Origin of the sequence: Pseudomonas sp. ARP3, assembly GCF_001029595.1 — a bacterium.
Lineage (GTDB): Bacteria > Pseudomonadota > Gammaproteobacteria > Pseudomonadales > Pseudomonadaceae > Aquipseudomonas > Aquipseudomonas rhodesiae.
The window spans coordinates 43,391-62,022 of the sequence record NZ_LEKF01000026.1 but is presented as its reverse complement, the minus strand read 5'-3'; the positions used below and the strand labels follow the sequence as shown (position 1 = coordinate 62,022).

General features: G+C 60.6%; 17 protein-coding genes. 7 read left to right on the top strand and 10 right to left on the bottom strand.

Annotation, left to right across the window (positions count from 1 at the left end):
* Nucleotides 1–35: 35 nt before the first annotated feature.
* From ABX75_RS23955 to ABX75_RS23940, 4 genes are read right to left on the bottom strand one after another with little or no spacing between them, the layout of a single operon-like run.
* Nucleotides 36–1,355: a sensor histidine kinase gene (locus ABX75_RS23955; protein ID WP_047882788.1), complete on the bottom strand. Its 1,320-nt coding sequence runs from the start codon at nt 1,353–1,355 to the stop codon at nt 36–38.
* Nucleotides 1,352–2,020, bottom strand: coding sequence for a response regulator transcription factor (locus ABX75_RS23950; RefSeq protein WP_034096847.1), 669 nt, complete (start codon nt 2,018–2,020; stop codon nt 1,352–1,354). Before ABX75_RS23950 ends, ABX75_RS23955 begins: the two co-directional genes overlap by 4 nt.
* Nucleotides 2,020–2,331: a PepSY domain-containing protein gene (locus ABX75_RS23945; protein WP_034096846.1), complete on the bottom strand. Its 312-nt coding sequence runs from the start codon at nt 2,329–2,331 to the stop codon at nt 2,020–2,022. Before ABX75_RS23945 ends, ABX75_RS23950 begins: the two co-directional genes overlap by 1 nt.
* Nucleotides 2,331–2,633, bottom strand: coding sequence for a PepSY domain-containing protein (locus ABX75_RS23940; RefSeq protein WP_034096845.1), 303 nt, complete (start codon nt 2,631–2,633; stop codon nt 2,331–2,333). Before ABX75_RS23940 ends, ABX75_RS23945 begins: the two co-directional genes overlap by 1 nt.
* Nucleotides 2,634–2,826: 193 nt before the next feature.
* Here ABX75_RS23940 and ABX75_RS23935 point away from each other — a divergent pair, with 193 nt between their 5' ends.
* The 6 genes from ABX75_RS23935 to codA all read left to right on the top strand — a co-directional run bounded on the left by ABX75_RS23935 (nt 2,827) and on the right by codA (nt 8,984).
* Nucleotides 2,827–3,906, top strand: a complete 1,080-nt coding sequence (locus ABX75_RS23935; RefSeq protein ID WP_047882787.1) for a hypothetical protein — start codon at nt 2,827–2,829, stop codon at nt 3,904–3,906.
* Nucleotides 3,907–3,981: 75 nt separating this feature from the next.
* On the top strand, nt 3,982–4,338 hold the full coding sequence (gene queD, locus ABX75_RS23930; RefSeq protein WP_003173033.1) for a 6-carboxytetrahydropterin synthase QueD: 357 nt from the start codon (nt 3,982–3,984) through the stop codon (nt 4,336–4,338).
* Nucleotides 4,339–4,435: 97 nt separating this feature from the next.
* On the top strand, nt 4,436–5,059 hold the full coding sequence (locus tag ABX75_RS23925) for an NUDIX hydrolase (RefSeq protein WP_040267770.1): 624 nt from the start codon (nt 4,436–4,438) through the stop codon (nt 5,057–5,059).
* 191 nt (nt 5,060–5,250) lie between these two features.
* Complete coding sequence (codB, locus tag ABX75_RS23920) at nt 5,251–6,519, top strand: cytosine permease (RefSeq protein WP_034096842.1); 1,269 nt, start codon at nt 5,251–5,253, stop codon at nt 6,517–6,519.
* The gene (locus ABX75_RS23915) at nt 6,516–7,721 is read left to right on the top strand and encodes a PucR family transcriptional regulator (protein ID WP_047882786.1); all 1,206 of its coding nucleotides are present in this window, start codon (nt 6,516–6,518) and stop codon (nt 7,719–7,721) included. The genes codB and ABX75_RS23915 overlap by 4 nt, the downstream gene beginning before the upstream one ends.
* A 27-nt stretch (nt 7,722–7,748) precedes the next feature.
* A complete protein-coding gene (gene codA, locus ABX75_RS23910; protein ID WP_034096840.1) occupies nt 7,749–8,984 on the top strand; it encodes a cytosine deaminase in 1,236 nt (411 codons plus the stop codon).
* 9 nt (nt 8,985–8,993) lie between these two features.
* Here codA and ABX75_RS23905 read toward each other — a convergent pair whose 3' ends face one another.
* From ABX75_RS23905 to ABX75_RS23885, 5 genes are all read right to left on the bottom strand, one after another.
* A complete protein-coding gene (locus tag ABX75_RS23905) occupies nt 8,994–11,153 on the bottom strand; it encodes a lipase family protein (protein WP_047882785.1) in 2,160 nt (719 codons plus the stop codon).
* An 11-nt stretch (nt 11,154–11,164) separates the two neighbouring features.
* Nucleotides 11,165–11,944 (bottom strand): hypothetical protein, encoded by a 780-nt coding sequence (locus ABX75_RS23900; RefSeq protein WP_034096838.1) that lies wholly within the window; start codon nt 11,942–11,944, stop codon nt 11,165–11,167.
* Nucleotides 11,937–12,773, bottom strand: coding sequence for a DUF4123 domain-containing protein (locus ABX75_RS23895; protein WP_034096837.1), 837 nt, complete (start codon nt 12,771–12,773; stop codon nt 11,937–11,939). The genes ABX75_RS23900 and ABX75_RS23895 overlap by 8 nt, the downstream gene beginning before the upstream one ends.
* A complete protein-coding gene (locus tag ABX75_RS23890) occupies nt 12,773–14,821 on the bottom strand; it encodes a type VI secretion system tip protein VgrG (RefSeq protein ID WP_047882784.1) in 2,049 nt (682 codons plus the stop codon). Before ABX75_RS23890 ends, ABX75_RS23895 begins: the two co-directional genes overlap by 1 nt.
* A gap of 315 nt (nt 14,822–15,136) precedes the next feature.
* A complete protein-coding gene (locus ABX75_RS23885; protein ID WP_047882783.1) occupies nt 15,137–16,123 on the bottom strand; it encodes a DeoR family transcriptional regulator in 987 nt (328 codons plus the stop codon).
* 318 nt (nt 16,124–16,441) lie between these two features.
* Between ABX75_RS23885 and ABX75_RS23880 the strand changes: the two genes are divergently transcribed.
* Entirely contained in the window at nt 16,442–17,593 is a 1,152-nt protein-coding gene (locus ABX75_RS23880; protein WP_034112856.1) for an MFS transporter, read from the top strand.
* 51 nt (nt 17,594–17,644) lie between these two features.
* On the opposite strand, the gene ABX75_RS23875 is transcribed toward ABX75_RS23880, so the two are convergent.
* Nucleotides 17,645–18,550, bottom strand: a complete 906-nt coding sequence (locus ABX75_RS23875; protein ID WP_236238711.1) for a hypothetical protein — start codon at nt 18,548–18,550, stop codon at nt 17,645–17,647.
* Nucleotides 18,551–18,632: the final 82 nt, after the last annotated feature.

The following is an 18,632-nucleotide window of genomic DNA, read 5'->3' as shown; positions in this document are numbered from 1 at the left end:
AGGGTGGGCGGGAGCTTGCTCCCGTTTGCCGCCTGTCAGGCATGGCGCTTGGGTAATTCGACCAGCACTTTTAAACCGCCCAAGGGGCTGTCCTGCAACCGCAACACCCCGCCCCACACCTCGGCGATATCGCGCACGATCCCCAGGCCCAAGCCGTGACCGTCGATCTGCTCATCCAGACGCGCGCCACGGCTGAGCACCTGATCGCGCTGGGCTTCGGGGATGCCGGGGCCGTCGTCTTCCACCGCAAGCCAATAGCTGTGGGGGGTTTCATCAATGCTCAGGCGCACCTCGGCATCCGCCCATTTGCAGGCGTTGTCCAGCAGATTGCCCAGCAACTCCAGCAGGTCTTCGCGATCCCAAGGCAAGTGCAGGCCGGAGGCGGCATGGTAGCTGAGGTCCAAGTGTTCGCCATGGATCATGTTCAAGGTGGCGAGCAGGCCAGGCAGTTCCTGTTCGCAGTCGAACAAGGCGCCGGGCAGGGTTTCGCCAGCCAGACGGGCGCGGTTCAGTTCACGATTGAGGCGTTGCTGCACTTGCTCCAATTGCTCGCGCAACAAGGCGCTCAGCTTGGGATGGTCTTTGAGCGCCTCGCTGGATGCCGCGCTCAGCAATACCGCCAATGGGGTTTTCAGCGCATGGCCAAGGTTGCCCAGGGCATTGCGGGAACGCTTGAGGCTGTCTTCGGTGTGGGCCAGCAGGTGGTTGATCTGCGCCACCAGCGGTTCCAGCTCCAACGGCACCTGAGTGTCGAGCTGCGAGCGTTGGCCTTGCTGCAATTGGGCGATCTGGTTGCGCGCGGTTTCCAGCGGGCGCAAGGCGCGGCGCACAGTCACCCGTTGTAGCACCAGCACCAGCAGCAACGCCGCCAAGCCCAGCACCAGACCGATCTGACGCATCAGGCGAAAGCTTTCGCGCACTGGCGTGTAATCCTGGGCCACGCTGATGGAAATCGACTGACCAAAGCGCTTGTAGTCCGAACGTAGCACCAGCAGTTGCTGGCCTTCAGGCCCCAGCTGCAGGTTGCCCTTCAGACCCGCCTCGGGCAGGCGCGGCAGTTCCTGATCCCATAGTGAGCGAGAGCGCCAGTGGGTGTCGGCAAAATCGATACGAAAGTAATGGCCCGAAAACGGCCGCTGGTAAGCCGGTGACAGACGATGCTCGTCCAGCTGTACGCCGTTAGGCCCGCGCACCAGAGCCACCAGCAGGTTTTCCGTGTCGTTGCGCAGCCCTGCCTCCAGATATCGCTGCAGACCGGCTTCGAACAACCACAGACTGGTCTGCGCCAGCACCACGCCGACGATCACCATCACACTGATCAGCCCCAGGCTCAGGCGCCGTTGAATCGACCTCATGCGGGGTTGGCGCCAAACCGGTAACCCTGGCCGCGCCGGGTTTCGATCACGCTGCGGCCCAACTTGCGGCGCAGGTGATTGACGTGCACCTCCAGCACATTGGAATCGCGCTCGGTTTCGCCGTCATACAGATGCTCGGCCAGATGGCTTTTGGACAGGATTTGCTCAGGGTGCAGCATGAAATAGCGCAGCAGACGAAACTCGGCGGCGGTCAGTTGGACCTCTTCGCCATCGCGCAGCACGCACTGGCGCCCCTCGTCGAGGTGCAGGCCGGCGGCTTGCAGGGTGGGTTGGTTGGCTTGACCGTGGGAACGACGCAGCAACGCCTGGATGCGCAGGTGCAGTTCTTCGGGATGAAAGGGTTTACTCAGGTAGTCATCGGCACCGGCCTTGAGCCCTTCGATACGCTCGGCCCAGGAATCGCGGGCAGTAAGGACCAGCACCGGGGTGGCCAGCGCCGCCGCGCGCCATTGCGCCAGCACCTCAAGCCCCGGCAGACCGGGCAGGCCGAGGTCGAGGATGATCAGGTCGTAGGGCTCGGTGCGGCCCTGGTATGCGGCGTCGCGCCCATCGGCCAGCCAGTCGACGGCATAGCCTTGGCGCTGCAAGCCGGCCAGCAGTTCATCGGCCAGGGGTACGTTGTCTTCCACCAGAAGCAGGCGCATCAGTCTTCCTCGTCTTTGATCAGCACGCCGCTGGTGGCGTCCAGCTTGATTTCGCGCACCACGCCGTCGGTGGTCACCAGTTCCACTTCATAGGCATATTGCCCGTGTTTTTTTTCAAGCTCGGCTTCCAGCAGGCGCGAGCCGGGATGGCGCGCCATGGCCTGTTGCAACAGCTGTTCCAGCGGCAGGATCACGCCCTGCTGCCGCAGCGCCAGGGCTTCATCTTGATTGAGGTCGCGCGCCGCCAGGCTTGAGCAGAACACCATGAGCACCAGCGGCCATCGGCTGCTGGCGCGTAAATTTACCTTCATTACGTATCCTGATGATTCTTGAGAACCTGCCCGGTGAGCGCGTCCAATTCAACATCCCATTCAATGCCGTCGAGGTCTTGCAGTTCGACTTCATAGATGTACTTGCCATAGGCCTCGTCCAGGTCGGTGTCGAGTAAGGTCGAACCAGGGTGCAGGGCCAGGGCGGTGGCTTCCAATTGATCGAAGGCGACAATTGTAACAGTGGCAGGCACGGTCAGTGGTTTGTCGGGGTCCACGGCTCCGGCCTGGGTCGCCGTGGAAGCGATGATACCGGCGGCGACCAGAGCTGTGAGGCGCTTCATGATAAGTCTCCGTTACACAATGTTTTCCTACGCCGGACACGGTAACGACTGCAACTTAACTGAAACTGAATTGCCACCATGGCAATTCCAAGCCGACGCGACAAACGACGGTGTTTATTCCGGATTCACGCGGTATGGTTAACGTTTTTCGCGAGCACGCGTGCTCCTACACCCCGCTTCAACAGAGATCGGTATGACAGCCATCCACATCAAATTCCCCGCGCTGACCCTCAAGGCCGGCACGCGCGCGTTGGCACGTATTCGTGAGCAGGGCCTAAAGCCGGCGGATGTCGGCATTCTTCCCGGCGCGGCCGGCGGGCCCAAGGCCCTGGGCATCCAGGGCCTGGACCTGGCGCTGTTCGGCGACTGGCTGCCGCGTGCGCCACGGCAGCGCGCGCTGATCGGCGCGTCCATCGGCTCCTGGCGCTTTGCCAGCGCATGCCTGCCCGACCCGGTGCAGGGCCTGCTGGACCTCGGTCGCCTGTATAACGCGCAACATTTCGCCAAAGGCGTGACCATGGCCCAAGTCAGCCAGAGCTGCGTGCGCATGCTCGACGACCTGCTGGCCGGCCGGGATGCGCGGGTGCTGGACAACCCCGACTACCGACTCAACATCATGGTGGTCAAAAGCCACGGCCTGCTCGCCGATGACCATCGCGGACGCCTGGGCCTGGGCCTGTCGTCGGTGATTGCCGACAACCTGCGCGGTCGCGCACGTCTGTCGCGGCACTTCGAACGCCTGATCGTCCACGACCCGCGCCAGCCGCCGCCGGTGCATCCGCTCAAGGACTTCCCATCGCGCTTCCTCGAACTGGAAGTGGGCAACCTGCGCCAGGCGTTGTTGGCGTCGGGCTCGATCCCCATGGTGATGCAAGGCGTACGCGACCTGCCCGGCGCGGGCCAAGGCACCTACCGCGACGGCGGCCTGCTGGACTACCACCTCGACCTGCCCTACCACGGCGACGACATCGTGCTGTACCCGCATTTCACCGACCGGGTCATCCCCGGCTGGTTCGACAAGGGCCTGCCGTGGCGGCGCAGCAACCCTCAGGGCTTGCAGGACGTGTTACTGCTCGCGCCCTCAAGGGACTACCTGGCGCGCCTGCCCCACGGCAAACTGCCGGACCGCAGCGACTTCAAACGCTTTATGGGCGACGACCCGAGCCGCCACAAATACTGGCAAACCGCGATGAGCGAGAGCCGGCGGCTGGGGGATGAGTTTCTGCAGTTGGGCGACAACGGCGGCCTGGGCGAACGCTTGCAGGCGCTGTGACCCAGCGGTATGCGCGGCGAGGGAGCAAGCTGTTAAACTCGCCGCCTGCCAGATACTGACCGAGCTTAAAACACTGTGGAAATCTTCAAAGAATTTACCTTCGAGTCCGCCCACCGCCTGCCGCACGTGCCGGACGGCCATAAATGCGGGCGCCTGCATGGGCATTCGTTCAAGGTGGCGATCCACCTGAGTGGCGACCTGGATCCCCATACCGGTTGGATTCGCGACTTTTCGGAGATCAAGGCGATTTTCAAGCCGCTCTACGAACGTCTGGACCACAACTACCTCAACGACATTCCCGGCCTGGAAAACCCCACCAGCGAAGTGCTGGCCAAGTGGATCTGGAATGAACTCAAACCGTTGCTGCCTGAGCTGAGCGCGATCCGTATCCACGAAACCTGCACCAGCGGCTGCATCTACCGCGGCGAATAAACCGGCGCGGTAAAAAAACCATCCTTGCGGTGGTTTTTTTGTGCCTGGCGTTGCACCCTTTCAGCCAGCCCTTTTGCCTGCAATCAAGGAGAATGCAATGGAGAACACGTGGCTGGCCCAGGCCAAGCGCCTGCAAGCGTTGGCGTCCACGGGGTTGCATTTTTGCACCGATGATTTCGAGCGCGAACGCCTGGAAGAAATCGCCCGGATCGCCCACAGCATGCTTGCGCAGCTGGGCGATGTGCCCCTTGAGCGCATCACCGGTCTGGTGCCGGATTTCGCCCAGCGCTATTCGACGCCGATGATTGACGTGCGCGGTGCCGTCATCGAGGGGGAGCGGATTTTACTGGTGCGCGAAGCCACCGACGGTTGCTGGGCGCTACCGGGGGGTTATGCCGATATTGGCCTGTCGGCGTCGGAAAACATCATCAAGGAGATTTATGAAGAGGCCGGGCTGACAGTAACGGCGCGGGCGCTGTACAGCGTGACGCACAAAGCCAAAGGCTTGTATCGGCCGGATGTGCGGGACTTCTACAAGTTGTATTTCCTGTGTGAGCCCATCGATCAGTCAGCGCCGGTGGCCGGTATCGAAACCACTGAGGTGGGCTTTTTCAGCCTGGACGATCTTCCGCCGTTGTCCCGTGGGCGCACCATCGAAAGCGATCTGCAGGCGGCGTTTGCGTTTCATCGCGGCGAGACCACACAGACCTTGTTCGACTGATCCATTTTGTATCACCCCTGCACCGCTTTCGTGCCCTACTGGGCATGGCGAACAGTGCTTTGAGCTTAGCCCTCCTGTTTGGCGCGCAAAATTGTGCATGCTGCACAACCGGCGCCGTGCGTCCACCACTGCTGTCGGCTTGGCACGCGTGGTGCAATGGGCCTGCGTCACTCATTCAGGGAGCAAGGCACATGACGCAGCAAGAATCCGGCAATGACTACCCCTTGAGCGAAGTCCCGATGCATGCACGTAAAGGCCTGGCGTCCACCGCCATGGTGCTGCTGGGCTTCACTTTTTTTACCGCAACCATGTTTGCCGGCGGCAAATTGGGGGTGGCGTTCAGTTTCACCGAGATGCTCGGTGTCGTGGCCCTCGGTAACCTGCTATTGGGTATTTACGCCGCAGGCCTGGGCTATATCGCCTTCAAGAGCGGTTTGAACTCGGTGTTGATGGGGCGTTTCTGCTTTGGCGAGGTGGGTAGCAAGCTCAGCGACCTGATCCTCGGTTTTACCCAGATCGGCTGGTACGCCTGGGGCACCGCCACCGCCGCCGTGGTGCTCGGCAAGTATTTCGAACTGAGCCAGGGCAGCGTGCTGGTGTTGATGGTGCTGTTCGGCCTGGTGTTCTGCGCCACCGCCTACGTGGGCTATCGCGGGCTGGAGATTCTGTCGTACATCGCAGTGCCGGCCATGGGCATCCTGCTGGTGTTGTCGATGTGGGTGGCTACGGTGAAAGTCGGCGGACTGCAAGGGTTGCTGGCGGTGGTGCCAACCGGTCAACTTGATCTGTCCACGGCCATTACTCTGGTGTTCGGCACCTTTGTCAGCGGCGCGACCCAGGCTACCAATTGGACGCGGTTTTCCCGCTCGGCCAAGGTGGCGGTGCTGGCCAGCCTGATTGGTTTCTTTGTCGGCAATGGGCTGATGGTGCTGATCGGGGCTTATGGCGCCATCGTCTATCAACAGCCGGATGTGGTGGAAGTGTTGCTATTGCAGGGTTTTGCCATGGCTGCGATGGCGATGCTGCTGCTCAATATCTGGAGCACCCAGGACAACACCATCTATAACTTCGCGGTGGCCGGCTGCAATTTGCTGCGCACCAAACGCCGCAAGACCGTGACCCTCGCCGGCGCGGTGATCGGCACATTGCTGGCGCTGCTGGGCATGTACGACATGCTGGTGCCGTACCTGATCCTGCTAGGCACGGTGATCCCGCCGATCGGAGGGGTGATCATGGCGGACTTCTTCTACCGCTACCGTGGTCAATACCCACGCCTGGCGCAAACACGCTTGCCCGCGTTCAACTGGCCGGGGCTCCTCGCCTACGCGGTGGGCACTGTGCTGGCCTTCAACTCGCCGTGGGTAGCGCCGCTGGTAGGGATTGTCGCGGCATCGCTGACCTACATCATATTGAGCGCCCTCCTGCGGGTACGTGCGCCATTGGCTGACGTCCAGGCATGAGCTTGACCGTCGCCGATGTGCTGGCGCTGCCGGGTTTGGAATCCCTGACCCTGCGTGCCGGCCAGACGGGCCTGGATAACCCCGTGCGCTGGCCCTATGTGGCGGAAAACAGCGGGATCGCCGAATGGGTGCTGGGCGGTGAGCTGGTGTTTGTCACCGGTATCAACCATCCCCGCGATGAGGCCAACCTGCTGCAACTGCTGGAGGAGGCCTGTCAACGCCAGGTCGCCGGGCTGGTGGTGCTCACCGGGCCGACGTATATCCAGGCCATCCCCCTGCGCGTGCTGGACGCCGCCGCGGCTGCCGGTATGCCGCTGATCGAGCAGCCCTATTCGCTGAAGATGGTGCTGGTGACCCAAGCCATCGGCTCGGCGCTGATCCAGTCCGAGCAATTGGGACGCTCGCGGCACGATGTGCTGGAGCGCTTGCTGGCCGGCGACTATCAGTCCCTGGACATCCTGCTGCACCGCGCCGCGCAATTGGGCATGCCGCTGACGGGGCACTGGCAGGTCGTGCAGTTGCAGTTGGAGGGCAGTGAAGCGCTGTTTGCCCAGGGCGATGCGGCGCAGGTGGAGGCGCACCTAACGCGGCAACACGACGCGATCGGTCGGCGTTTGCGCCAGTGGTCACCGACCGTACCGATCCTGGGCCGCGCCGGGCAATGGACCCTGCTGCTGCCGGCGCCGGACGCTGTGGCCGCCTTGGTCAACCGCAATCAACTGGCGCAGTGGTTGAGCCCATTGAACCTGCGCCTGGCCCCGCTCAAATTGTTTATCGGCCTGAGCGCCGCCGCGCACCCGGCGGCCCGCCTGGCCCAGGCCCAGGATGAAGCGCGTCAGGCCCTGGCCGCCGCGCGACGCTTCCGCGAGCGCGCCGGGCTGTGCGTGTACGACGAACTGGGAGTGCTCAAGTTGCTCAGCGGGGTGCGTGATCGCGCGCTGCTCGACCAATTCCTCAAGGAGCGCCTGGGCCCTTTGCTGCGTCACGACTTGCAGCACGGCCCCAGCTTGATGCCGACCTTGGAAGCTTGGTTTCACGAGAATGGTAATCTGATGGCCGCCGCCCAGCGCCTGGCCGTACATCGCAACACCCTGACACACCGAATCCAGCGCATCGAAGCCCTGTGCGGGTTGACGCTGGACAACGCCTATGACCGCCTGGACATCGGTATCGCCCTGATGATCTGGCGGCTATCTGCCTGATTGTTTTTAGCCAAGAGGAACTTGCCCATGCACATCATCAACGCTCGCCTGCGCCACCGTGAAGGCCTGCATGATCTGCACCTGGAAAACGGCCGGATCGCCAGCATCACCGCACAAACCAACGTGCCATCCCTGGGGACCGATGATCTGGACGCTGCCGGCAACCTGGTGATCCCGCCCTTTGTCGAACCGCACATCCACCTCGATGCCACTCTCACCGCCGGCGAGCCACGCTGGAACATGAGCGGCACCTTGTTCGAAGGCATCGAATGCTGGGGCGAACGCAAAGCCACGATCACCCAGGAAGACACCCGCACCCGCGCCAAACAAACCATCCAAGCCCTGGCCGCCCACGGCATCCAGCATGTACGCACCCACGTCGACGTCACCGACCCGCAGCTCACGGCGCTCAAGGCCATGTTGCAGGTGCGCGAGGAAAGCGCACACCTGATCGATCTGCAGATCGTGGCGTTTCCCCAGGAGGGCATCGAGTCCTACGCCAACGGCCGCGAATTGATGGAGGAAGCCATCCGTCTGGGTGCCGATGTGGTCGGCGGCATTCCGCACTTCGAATACACCCGCGACCAGGGCGTGAGTTCGGTGAAGTTCCTGATGGACCTGGCCGAACGCACCGGCTGCCTGGTGGACGTGCACTGCGACGAAACCGATGACCCGCACTCACGTTTTCTTGAAGTGCTTGCCGAAGAAGCCCGCAGCCGCGACATGGGCGCACGCGTCACCGCCAGCCACACCACCGCCATGGGCTCCTACGACAACGCCTACTGCGCCAAACTCTTTCGCCTGCTGGGGCATTCCGGCATCAGCTTCGTTTCCTGCCCCACCGAGAGCATCCATCTACAAGGGCGCTTCGATAGCTTTCCGAAGCGCCGGGGTGTGACCCGAGTGAACGAGTTACTGGAGGCCGGCATGAACGTGTGCTTTGGCCAGGACTCCATCGTCGATCCCTGGTACCCCCTGGGCAACGGCAACATCCTACGCGTGCTGGAAGCCGGTCTGCATATCTGCCACATGCTCGGCTATCGCAACCTGCAAAGTGCTCTGGACCTGGTCACCGACAACAGCGCCAAGGCGATGGCCCTGGGCGAGCGCTACGGCCTGGAACCTGGGCGCCCCGCCAACTTGTTGATCCTCTCGGCAGACAGCGACTACGAGGTAATCCGCAGCCAGGGCCTGCCGCTCTACTCGATCCGCAACGGCAAAGTACTGATGAAACGCCAGCCGGCCCAGGTCGCGTTCATGTAAGCCGGCGCTTCAGACAATCGAGTCGATATCCAGTGGATGTGCCCTGCCCCGCTCGCTGGGCGCCGCCGCAGGGATGCTGGCCACTGGCGGCAACTCGCGGTTTTCACGATGGCTGAACCAACGGTTTAGGCAGCCTTGCAGGTGCACGGACTGCGCATGGCTGCCGTACACATCGCGTGCCTCCAGGCGACGCCAGCGCAGGCTCTCCAGGCGTCGACGGCTAGTGTGCAAGCGGTCGATCTCGGCATTGAGGGCCTGATGATAGTGTTCGGGGACATGGCTGCGCCCATTTGGCACAGGCCTGCGGTCCAGCTCACTCCGCTTGTCGCGCAATTGCTGACGCATGGTTTCCAGCGCCCGATCCACCAGCTCGTACTCGCGCTGGGTCACCAGCGAACCCTGACTGTCCAAGGCCTGCTGCCAACGCCGTAATGTGGCCCAGGCGGCCGGGATATAGCTGGCGGTCATGAAGTGCTGACTCGCCTGGAACAGTTGCCTCAAGAAATTCTCACGCAGGGGCGTGTCGCCATGCAGTTTCAATGCACGGTTGACCCCGGCCTCCTGAATGGACTCACAACCGGGCTTCCATAACACCGAGGACGGGGTGCCGTCGGGCAGTGTGATCGGCATGAAATGCTGTTGTTCGCCATGGTGTTGATAAGGATTGCCACCGACGCGCACCAGACCGGCCGCGAACAACAGCCCGCCCGGCGTGGGCGCGCTGAACAAGGTGACCGCACCGGGAACCCACAGTTTGGCGGTAGTGTTCATCCACGGCGCCGGAACGCTGGGGACCGGATCGTTATGGTTGACGATACGGTGATGGACCAGAGCGGATGCACCGGCGACGAATTCGGAATCGGCGGCGCGGGGAGCGCCGTAGGTGTAGAGGAGGATGTTGTAGCGAGCGTCCGGGACTCTGCGCAAGCCTTCTGCCAATAATAATGCGATAGCACCACCAAGGCTGTGACCGCAAATGACGATGCGCTGGCCGTTGTGGAACTGATCGAGATAACGCAAGACGAAATCCCGCATCGCCCGATAAGCCTCATAAAAACCTTGGTGGGCCTTCCCAATACCTTCGACGAAAGATACTTGGTGAGCATCTGCATCTCGCAGGACGTCGGCATTACTGAACGTACCACGCACAGAAATCAGGATTACCTCATCGTGATGGGTAATGAACGCTTGAGTATCGGTGCCGAATTTTTCGTCATCGAAAAAGTGCAAATTTGCGGGATGCTCCTGCTTATTCTCAAGTTCCGGACGATTCTGTGGATACAAATACGGGTCGAAAGGAAGAATCTCAAATCGTTGCGAATAGGGGACCTCTTCATAAAGGGGAAAAAAACGCTGTACCTGTTCTGGATCAATTTTCCAGGCTTCCTCGTAGTTGGAAAGCTGTTCGGCAAATAGATTGCCTACACTTGGATTCAGCGGAAAACGGACTTGATCCACAGGCTTTTTTGGAGGTTCCTGACCAAAATCGCAATAACTCAAGGCCGCCATCAATGACAGCTGATACAGGTTCAAGGCACAAAAGTTGTCCTCACTCGAAAGAGCCGGGCGCAAAGCGCGTAGCGGGCGCACTTCCAGCACCGTGTGGTTGTTGGGAAACAGAACGACTCCCGCCAACATTGGCTCAGGTACGCCGAATCCCAGGTCAGCCAGCATTTTCAGGGCATGGCGTTGCGGTTGATGAACACGAGGAGCGGTTGGGGGCAAATGAGCAACGTGCCTTACTAAATCGCGCACTTCGACTTGATAAAACTTGTCTGCCCGCTGCCGAGCAGGATTGTGTTCAATACGACGACCGTCAGCGGCAGCAAATCGCGTGCGCTCGGCACGAAACTGAAGTTCGGTAATAGGCAACCGATAAGTGGGGCGCCTCATCAACCATTGATACAGCCGCTCTGCCCCCGTGTACAGATCGTCAAAAATGAGAGTGACGGGACCGCAATATATATCTCGTAACTTTGCGAATCCATCTGCGTCAAGTCTGCCCTCATGCTTTTGCCCTGCACTGTCGTAGACCGTATAGGGTAAGCCGCCATAGCTGTTCCCTACTCCAAACTCATCGACCAGGCAAAAACTCAACCAATCCCCCCGTAATGGGCAAGCAGGTTTGCTGTTACTGAAAAATGGGTGCTTCCGTGCATCCAGATCCATAGATTGGCTCCTTAGTTACATGATGGATAGACATCACAGACCCGGCCATCTGGCATTGTTATGGGTTTGAAATGAGAGTTATCACCGTTGCAAAACGCATAAGTGTCTTCGAAACCCTCCCCACGGCAGCGCTTCCAGCCGCCTGGGACAGCGATCCAATTGTTGTCAACAGCAGGTCTTTCAACTTCCGATAAATTCAGCACCATTCTGAGCGTTTTCCCCGACAGGTCATCTCGTTGCGCAAATCCTCCCGCCCGCGTTTTCTGCACTTGGCCGGTGGCGCTCAGTGAATGGCATTTCAGGATTTTCCTAATTCCGTGAAAAGGGCCGACAGTCCGAAACCTCCACTCACACTCCCCTCTTAATTCCTGAACTCCCGAATCAGGCATCCATCGTGTATCAGTCTCTAAACGATCGAGGATTGAAATATCGCCAATGTCTCCCCCCACATCCGTTCTCCGAAGTCCCCATTTCGCTGAAAAACCCAACTCCACACTACGCAACACCAACGGACACCCTTCCACCTTTTCACCCAACGGCAGCTCATAGCTCACCCGGTTGGCCACCGGCTTGTAGTCCGTAAAAAAAACCTTCCGCTCGGGCCGTTTACCTCGACGCCTGGGTAGAGTGCAGGTTTCGCCCGTCGCGGGCCCGTAGTTGGCTGCGGTTTTAAGTTCAAAGTCCGCCGGCAAATCCACTTCCAGCGTAAAGCTGTCCAGCGGTTTCATCGTGCAGCCCACTAGCCCGCTCATACTCAGCGCCAACAGTGCGCACCATCTTCGTTTACTCATCGGCTTTTTCCATTGAGCGCCATTGCTTCACCACCCGTTGAAAGTGGTCTTCAGGTAATTCTCCGGCCATGGGCGGCCAGTGCACCTTGCTGGCGCGAGTGGCTTCTTCCAAGCGCCGTACCACGAGGAATTCCAGCTGTTCCGGCCGGTTCCATTGCCAGGCACGCGCCTGTTCCAACACCTGGGCAAGCCAGACTTTCGGGTCTTGAAATTCGAACAGTGCCGCCAGGTCCTCGCTGTGTTCGGCGAGCAGGTAACGCAGGATGTTAGCGTGCAGAATGGCGTCGGCTTGCGGGTTGGGCGTACTGAGCCACGGCGCAGGCTCGGGTACTGGGTACTCGCCGGGCGCCGCGTTGTCGGCGCTATGCCAGCGCTGCTCATGCCAATAGCACACGCTGATCAGTGGACCGAGGTATGGCGGCCACTGCTCCGGCGCCAAATGGTCGAGGGCCCGCGCAAGGGTGCGGTTGTCATAAAAGCGGTACAGCGCCTGATCCCCCTGCGGCCCTACCAGTAGCCTGTCTCGCCAGTGCTGTGCGAGGTTCGACAGCTCCGCGCTTGCCACACTGCCGAGCCAACCCCAGTTCATCTGCGGGGTTCGTAGAAGGCTGAGCAGCGCGGGCTCGCCGACATGATCGAGCAGCAGGACTACAGGCCCTTCTGCGGCCAAATCCGCCAATGAGGTCTGGGCGTAGAAGCGGCAATACTGCGACACGCTGCGCACCGCCAACAACGACTGGCACGCCTCATTTGTGCCATCCAGCACCAGGCACAATCGCAGCCCCGCCTGCTGTTGGCGAACCATCCAATGGTGAGCCAGGTTATCCATCACGCCGCCCTCCCGTTGATATCGCACACGCCCTCGCCACAGCCTTTGCACACCGGGCAAAAATCCGCGCCCAACTGCTTGGCCAGGCTCATGATCATCCCCTGGGTAGGGGACATCTTCGGACCGTCAACCCGAGCGAGCGGTGCTGCGACATCCTCACCCGGCGCCAACGGCGCGGCCGATCGCGTGATGGCAGGGATGCCACCCACCACAACGGGTCGACTGCTGAAAATGCCGCCGGCCTGAATCACCAGATGTTCACCCCCCGCCTTGAAGCTCAACTGAGCCCCCGCATCGATGATCAGGCTGGCCCCTGCCTTGAGATGAATTTCTTGACCGGCTTCAATGACCAGGTTTTGGTCAAGATGGACTTGGCGGCTGCCGTGCACACGCAGGTGGTCATTGGCCTGCAACACAACCTTTCGGTCGCCGGCGATGTGCTGATGCGCTTCGTGTTCCAGGCGAGTCGAACTCAAGCCCCGAATGGTTTCGTGCCGCTCGCCCGCCACCTCCAGGCGGCTGTCATGACCAACCCGTTGCTCCAGATCCCGTTGAGCACGCAGATAAATGAGCTCATCGCCACGCCGGTCCTCCACGAATACTTCATTGAAGCCGCCGCCGCCCGGGGAACTACGGCTACGCAGGACGCTGCGGGTTTTGTGCTGCGGCAAGGGGTAGGTAGGCATGTGCAGCGCATTGGGCACACAGCCGGTGATCAAGGGCTGGTCCGGGTCGCCCTCCAGAAAGGTCACCACCACCTCCATGCCCACCCGCGGGATCATCGTGGCGCCGAATCCATCCCCAGCCCAACCCGATGCCACCCGCACCCAACCACTGCTTTTGTCATCGCGCTTATCCAGACGGTCCCAGTGAAAACACACTTTGACCCGGCCATAGTCGTCGCAATGCACGTCCTCCCCCGCCGGCCCGGTCACGGTAGCGGTCTGGCTGCCGTTGATGGTGGGCTTGGGATGCTTGAGCGGAGGTCGATACGTCGAACGCCAGGGGATCGCGGTGAAACGATTGCGGTAACCCTGAAACCCCTCGGACTCAACGACGGCTTCTTCCAGCACTTGAGGTTGATAGCCTTCATGACGGACCGAGGTGATCAGCCACAGATCGTTGCAGGACGGGTCCGGATGATCCTGCAACTCTAGAAAGTGCCCACTGCGCAGGACCGGCTGATCACTCCTGCCCAAGACACGATGCCGGTCGCTGTGATGGCGCTCCAGACCGCGACGCGCCAGTTGCGCACCGCGGACATGGCCGGTAAATCCTCCTGGATAACGGTAGTCCTCAAGCCGGTGCGCGGGCTCGATACTTGCGCTGTCCTGCAGGCGCAGAGAAGGATGTTCAAAGTCATAGTCGCGCCGCACTGTTTGCCGACTGCGGATGGACAGGCGCACATCGAACCGCTGGATAACCCGCGTCGGCGCCTCGGGCCCGCCGCTGGCCGAATAATGTTGCATGGGTAGACGTCGAAATACCGTCTGGTCATCACCGAATACCAGCACATGGGCATGCTCGCTGTGGCGGAAGTGGTAATGAATCCCCTCCTCCTCGCACAGCCGCTGGATGAAATGCAGGTCGGTCTCCGCGTACTGCACACAGAACGTACGCGGCGGATAGATCACCGGGCCCAATTCGAACCGGTAGGCATCGGCCAGGATGCCGTGATGCTCAAGCACCGCGGCGATGATCTGGGGCACGCTGCGTTGCTGGAAAATCCGTTGATCGCAGCGATGGGCCAGACAGGCCAGACGCGGCGCCAAGGTGAGGTGATAGCGGGTCAATCGGCGGCCAGGGTCATCGCGACCGACGGCGTATACCTGACCGTGCAGGCCTTGATCAGCGTCGCCGAAATCCAGGTAGGCGGGCTGGTGCAGCAATGCCTCAAGCTCCAGCGACGGGTTTTCGCTGGTCACTTGCACTTGAATGAAAAACGGTTGATCCAGTACCTCCTGACCGTTGAACGCCAGCACCTGAAAGTCGGTATTTACGCCTGGGAGAATCAATTTAAAACTTGAAGAAACAAACGCGTTAACCATCCGTTGTTACCCGCTTTGGTTATGACCCAACTGAATTGATCAGTGGACTGAAACCCCGCCACTGAACGTCGAGAACCTGGCGAAAGAGTTTGAGCCAGAGCCCTGAAGCTTAGCGATTTCAGGCAAAAATCGACTGTTGGAAAACAAAAAAGAAGTTTCGTACGGAGGTAATGGAAGTGTCTTTTACAAAATAATAAATCGCGACAAAGTACTACTTCCGAAGTGCACGAAAGGGCCTACACCAACTTGCGAAAACAAGTTAATTAATTAAGAAGAAACTGACGCCCACTTATAGACGTCAGCGCAATGAAACCCTCAGACCTGGCGCCGTGCAGCCCCGAACAGACTGACGCTCAGCAACCCATGGTCTTGAGTTTGCAAGCGCACTGGCGCAGTACCACCCGGCATGACCACTGCGACGTCGCCAGCCTCTACCCAGCCCGCTCGCCATGCCGCACAGGCCACCGCACTGGCGCTGGTTCCAGAGGACGCCGTGGGGCCTTCACCTCGCTCAAAGACTCGCGCCGCCATACGATTGCCGGGGAGCCTGGCGGCCCACTGCAAATTAACTCCAGCCATGCACGGCTGCCCGCCACCGATCGGCGGGGCGAAGGCAATGGCCTGTAGGGGACCGAACAAGGAAGGTTGCTGCATTGTCCCGTTGTCCGGCAGGTCGGCAATGCGATCGACCAAGGTCACGCAATGGGGGTTGCCCACGCGCACGAACTGACTGTGGGTCCAATTCGGATTGATGGCCGCAAGCGCGTCCACCTGGCTCAGTTCAGCGTCACCGAGCAGCACCGGCTCTACCCCTTGCGCGCCAACCGCCGATGGCCCGAACTCGGGCACGCCCAGGGTCAACCAGAACCCTGCGGTGTGGTCATGCACGGCGGGGGCGATGTGCGTGGCCACAGGCGAGTACCCGTCAGGCTGGTCATGGTGCACGCGCAACTCACATGTGTCGGTCATCAAGCCCTGATCCGTGAGTGCCTGGGCAAAAATCGTCAAACCATTGCCACTGCGCTCAGCCAGGGAACCGTCGGTGTTAACGATCAACAGGTCAAATGGCGGCTCGTTCTGAAACGGGCCGACCAGCAAGCCATCGCACCGATGGTCTTTGGCATCCGTTGGACGCGGCAGTGAACCCCAACCGCATTCGGACGCGATGGCCAAGGCGGCCCAGGTTTTGCGCGTACGCGCGGCCTGGACGGGGTCGTCGGGTAGCTGAACGCCCTGACGCCGGAGCGCTGCCGGGCTGACCACGCCATACACATTGCCTCGGGCATCGTAGAACTGAGTCATGCTGTTGTCCGGTTTCCGACTTAGGGGAACAGCAGCGTATTACAGAACGGCGCATTTGTGCGAAGCGGCCTGGAGGGTGGTAAGCCACCGCGCAAAGCCCGGGGTTCATCACCTTGTGCGGGGATTACACACCTTCCAGAACGCCTCCTACAGAAGCGACAACACCTGTGTGGCGTTCATCACCGATTGCGTTCCAGGTTTGTAAAAAGAAAATTCACGCTCAATGCTGATCGGGGAACCCAGCTCGCTCGCGAGGGCCTGATATGCAAGGATGTCGCGCCGGACATCGTTCGTTGAACGCAAAACCAAGGACTTTTCATGACAGCCATCCCCACCTCAGCGCCCGTGGTTCCCGGGCGACTGGAGCAAATGTCGACCCGCATCGCCTTTTTTATCGCCGGTTTCGGCATTGCCGCCTGGGCGCCGCTGGTGCCGTACGCCAAGGCCCGCGCGGAACTGAGTGAGGGCACCCTGGGCCTGCTGCTGTTGTGCCTGGGGGTGGGTTCGATCATCGCGATGCCGGCGGCGGGTGCGCTGGCATCGCGGTTTGGCTGTCGACGTGTACTCACGGCCGGCACGATCATGATCTGCCTGGCCTTGCCGCTGCTGGCCACGGTCAGCTCGATCCCGTTATTGATCGTCGGGTTGTTTCTGTTTGGCGCCGGGCTGGGCACCGTGGATTCTACAGTGAACCTGCAGGCGGTGATCGTCGAACGGGCCAGCGGCAAAACCATGATGTCCGGGTTTCACGGTTTGTTCAGCCTGGGCGGGATTGTCGGCGCGGCAGGCGTTGCTGGTTTGCTGGGAATGGGGCTGACACCGCTGCAGGCGACGCTGGTGGTGATCGTGATCACGCTCGCGGCGCTGCTCAAGGCTGGGCCGCATTTATTGCCTTATGGCAGCGAAAGTTCAGGACCGGCGTTTGCGGTGCCCCATGGCGTAGTGCTGTTTATCGGCTGTCTGTGCTTTATCGTGTTTCTGGCCGAAGGCGCGGTGTTGGATTGGAGCGCGGTGTTCCTGAGCGCCGAACGCGGCCTGGACGAGGCCTACGCCGGCCTGGGCTATGCAGCCTTCGCCCTGACCATGACGGCCGGGCGCCTGACCGGCGATGCCATCGTGCGGCGCTTGGGCGCGAAGAAGGTGATTATTGTGGGTGGTGTGCTGGCCGCCAGCGGTATCTTCCTCGCCACCTTGTCTTCTGCCTGGGAGGTCGCATTGCTCGGCTACGCATTGGTGGGGGCGGGATGCTCGAATATTGTGCCGGTGCTCTACACCGCCGTTGGGCAACAGAAGGTCATGCCCGAACACATTGCCGTGCCGGCCATAACCACGTTGGGGTATGCCGGCATTCTGACCGGGCCTGCTGCCATCGGCTTCATCGCCCATGGCAGCAGCCTGGCCACGGCCTTTCTGGTGATTGGAATATTGCTGGTGGCAGTGGCAATCAGCGGAAAAATACTGCGGGTGTGAACGACATGAGCTTGCGCGTTGGATCGAGAAGCTCATAGGTAGCCAGGGGCCTTATCGTCCCTTTTCTTCCTTGTCGTTTTTCAACCAACGGTCAATGCTGTAGTTCTTCAACGAGCCATTGTTGTGGCTACCGAACAGGTTGGTGCCATTGGCCTTGGTGCTGTCCAGCGATGCCAGCAAACCTGGCCGCTCCACCAGGTTTTTGGCCATGTAGACCTGCAGCTCGCTGTATTTTTTCTTGGGAAAGCCGGTGGCCGCGTCGCGTACTACCTGCCCGTGTTTGTCTGTTTCGTCGGGGTCCTTGCTCATCTCGATAAGCTTGTCTTTCTTGACGTAGCGGTGCTTTTCAAAAAAGAAATTGGAGTCTTGCGATGGGTCCCGCAAGTCATCGAACATCCCTCTGAACGCCTGAACCACCTGTGCGTCGGTCTTCGAATGAAACGGGTCGGCACTCTGGGTGTTGGGATGGGTGTTGCCTGTGGCATAACTGGCGACCTTTTCGAGACTGGCCGAGGTTATCTCGCCCCCCTTGGCAACAATCGCGTCGGCCAGCCGCGGGCGGCTGAGTATCTCCCGCGCAAGCATGATCGTGCGCTCAAGCGCCTTGCTTTCCTTGGGATCCTCTTTCGCAATCGCCTCCAAGGAGCCCAGAGTCAGGCGACCATTCTTCTTGAAATCACCGAGCATGGGAAAAACGTTGTTCAGTTGGGTCGCCAACACTTGGTCGTCCGAGCGGGCATACGGGTTGCCTACCTGCGAACCGCCTGAATATGAGTCTCGAGCGTCAAAATGCTCCTGTCCATTGCTCCGAAATCGACTATCAAGCAACTGACTCTCTTGAGGGGGAAGTGACGTGCCCTGCGCGCGCTCAGCGACTGCGCAATGCGCATGACCACTGCCTGTGCTCAGATTCGGCCCAGGCGCTACTTGCCTCAAATTATTCAGCCAGTCAGCCATTTTTTTTCTCCAGCATAGTTAGATTCCGCGGACCAAACCTTATCGGGTCGATCGCTGCGCACCTGACTCAACAGGCCAAGAG

Excerpts from the sequence above, each read along its gene's own strand:
- ABX75_RS23955 (WP_047882788.1), bottom strand. The coding sequence starts at position 1,355 with ATGAGGTCGATTCAACGGCGCCTGAGCCTGGGGCTGATCAGTGTGATG.
- ABX75_RS23950 (WP_034096847.1), bottom strand. The coding sequence starts at position 2,020 with ATGCGCCTGCTTCTGGTGGAAGACAACGTACCCCTGGCCGATGAACTG.
- ABX75_RS23945 (WP_034096846.1), bottom strand. The coding sequence starts at position 2,331 with ATGAAGGTAAATTTACGCGCCAGCAGCCGATGGCCGCTGGTGCTCATG.
- ABX75_RS23940 (WP_034096845.1), bottom strand. The coding sequence starts at position 2,633 with ATGAAGCGCCTCACAGCTCTGGTCGCCGCCGGTATCATCGCTTCCACG.
- ABX75_RS23935 (WP_047882787.1), top strand. The coding sequence starts at position 2,827 with ATGACAGCCATCCACATCAAATTCCCCGCGCTGACCCTCAAGGCCGGC.
- ABX75_RS23925 (WP_040267770.1), top strand. The coding sequence starts at position 4,436 with ATGGAGAACACGTGGCTGGCCCAGGCCAAGCGCCTGCAAGCGTTGGCG.
- codB (WP_034096842.1), top strand. The coding sequence starts at position 5,251 with ATGACGCAGCAAGAATCCGGCAATGACTACCCCTTGAGCGAAGTCCCG.
- ABX75_RS23915 (WP_047882786.1), top strand. The coding sequence starts at position 6,516 with ATGAGCTTGACCGTCGCCGATGTGCTGGCGCTGCCGGGTTTGGAATCC.
- codA (WP_034096840.1), top strand. The coding sequence starts at position 7,749 with ATGCACATCATCAACGCTCGCCTGCGCCACCGTGAAGGCCTGCATGAT.
- ABX75_RS23905 (WP_047882785.1), bottom strand. The coding sequence starts at position 11,153 with ATGGATCTGGATGCACGGAAGCACCCATTTTTCAGTAACAGCAAACCT.
- ABX75_RS23900 (WP_034096838.1), bottom strand. The coding sequence starts at position 11,944 with ATGAGTAAACGAAGATGGTGCGCACTGTTGGCGCTGAGTATGAGCGGG.
- ABX75_RS23895 (WP_034096837.1), bottom strand. The coding sequence starts at position 12,773 with ATGGATAACCTGGCTCACCATTGGATGGTTCGCCAACAGCAGGCGGGG.
- ABX75_RS23890 (WP_047882784.1), bottom strand. The coding sequence starts at position 14,821 with ATGGTTAACGCGTTTGTTTCTTCAAGTTTTAAATTGATTCTCCCAGGC.
- ABX75_RS23885 (WP_047882783.1), bottom strand. The coding sequence starts at position 16,123 with ATGACTCAGTTCTACGATGCCCGAGGCAATGTGTATGGCGTGGTCAGC.
- ABX75_RS23880 (WP_034112856.1), top strand. The coding sequence starts at position 16,442 with ATGACAGCCATCCCCACCTCAGCGCCCGTGGTTCCCGGGCGACTGGAG.
- ABX75_RS23875 (WP_236238711.1), bottom strand. The coding sequence starts at position 18,550 with ATGGCTGACTGGCTGAATAATTTGAGGCAAGTAGCGCCTGGGCCGAAT.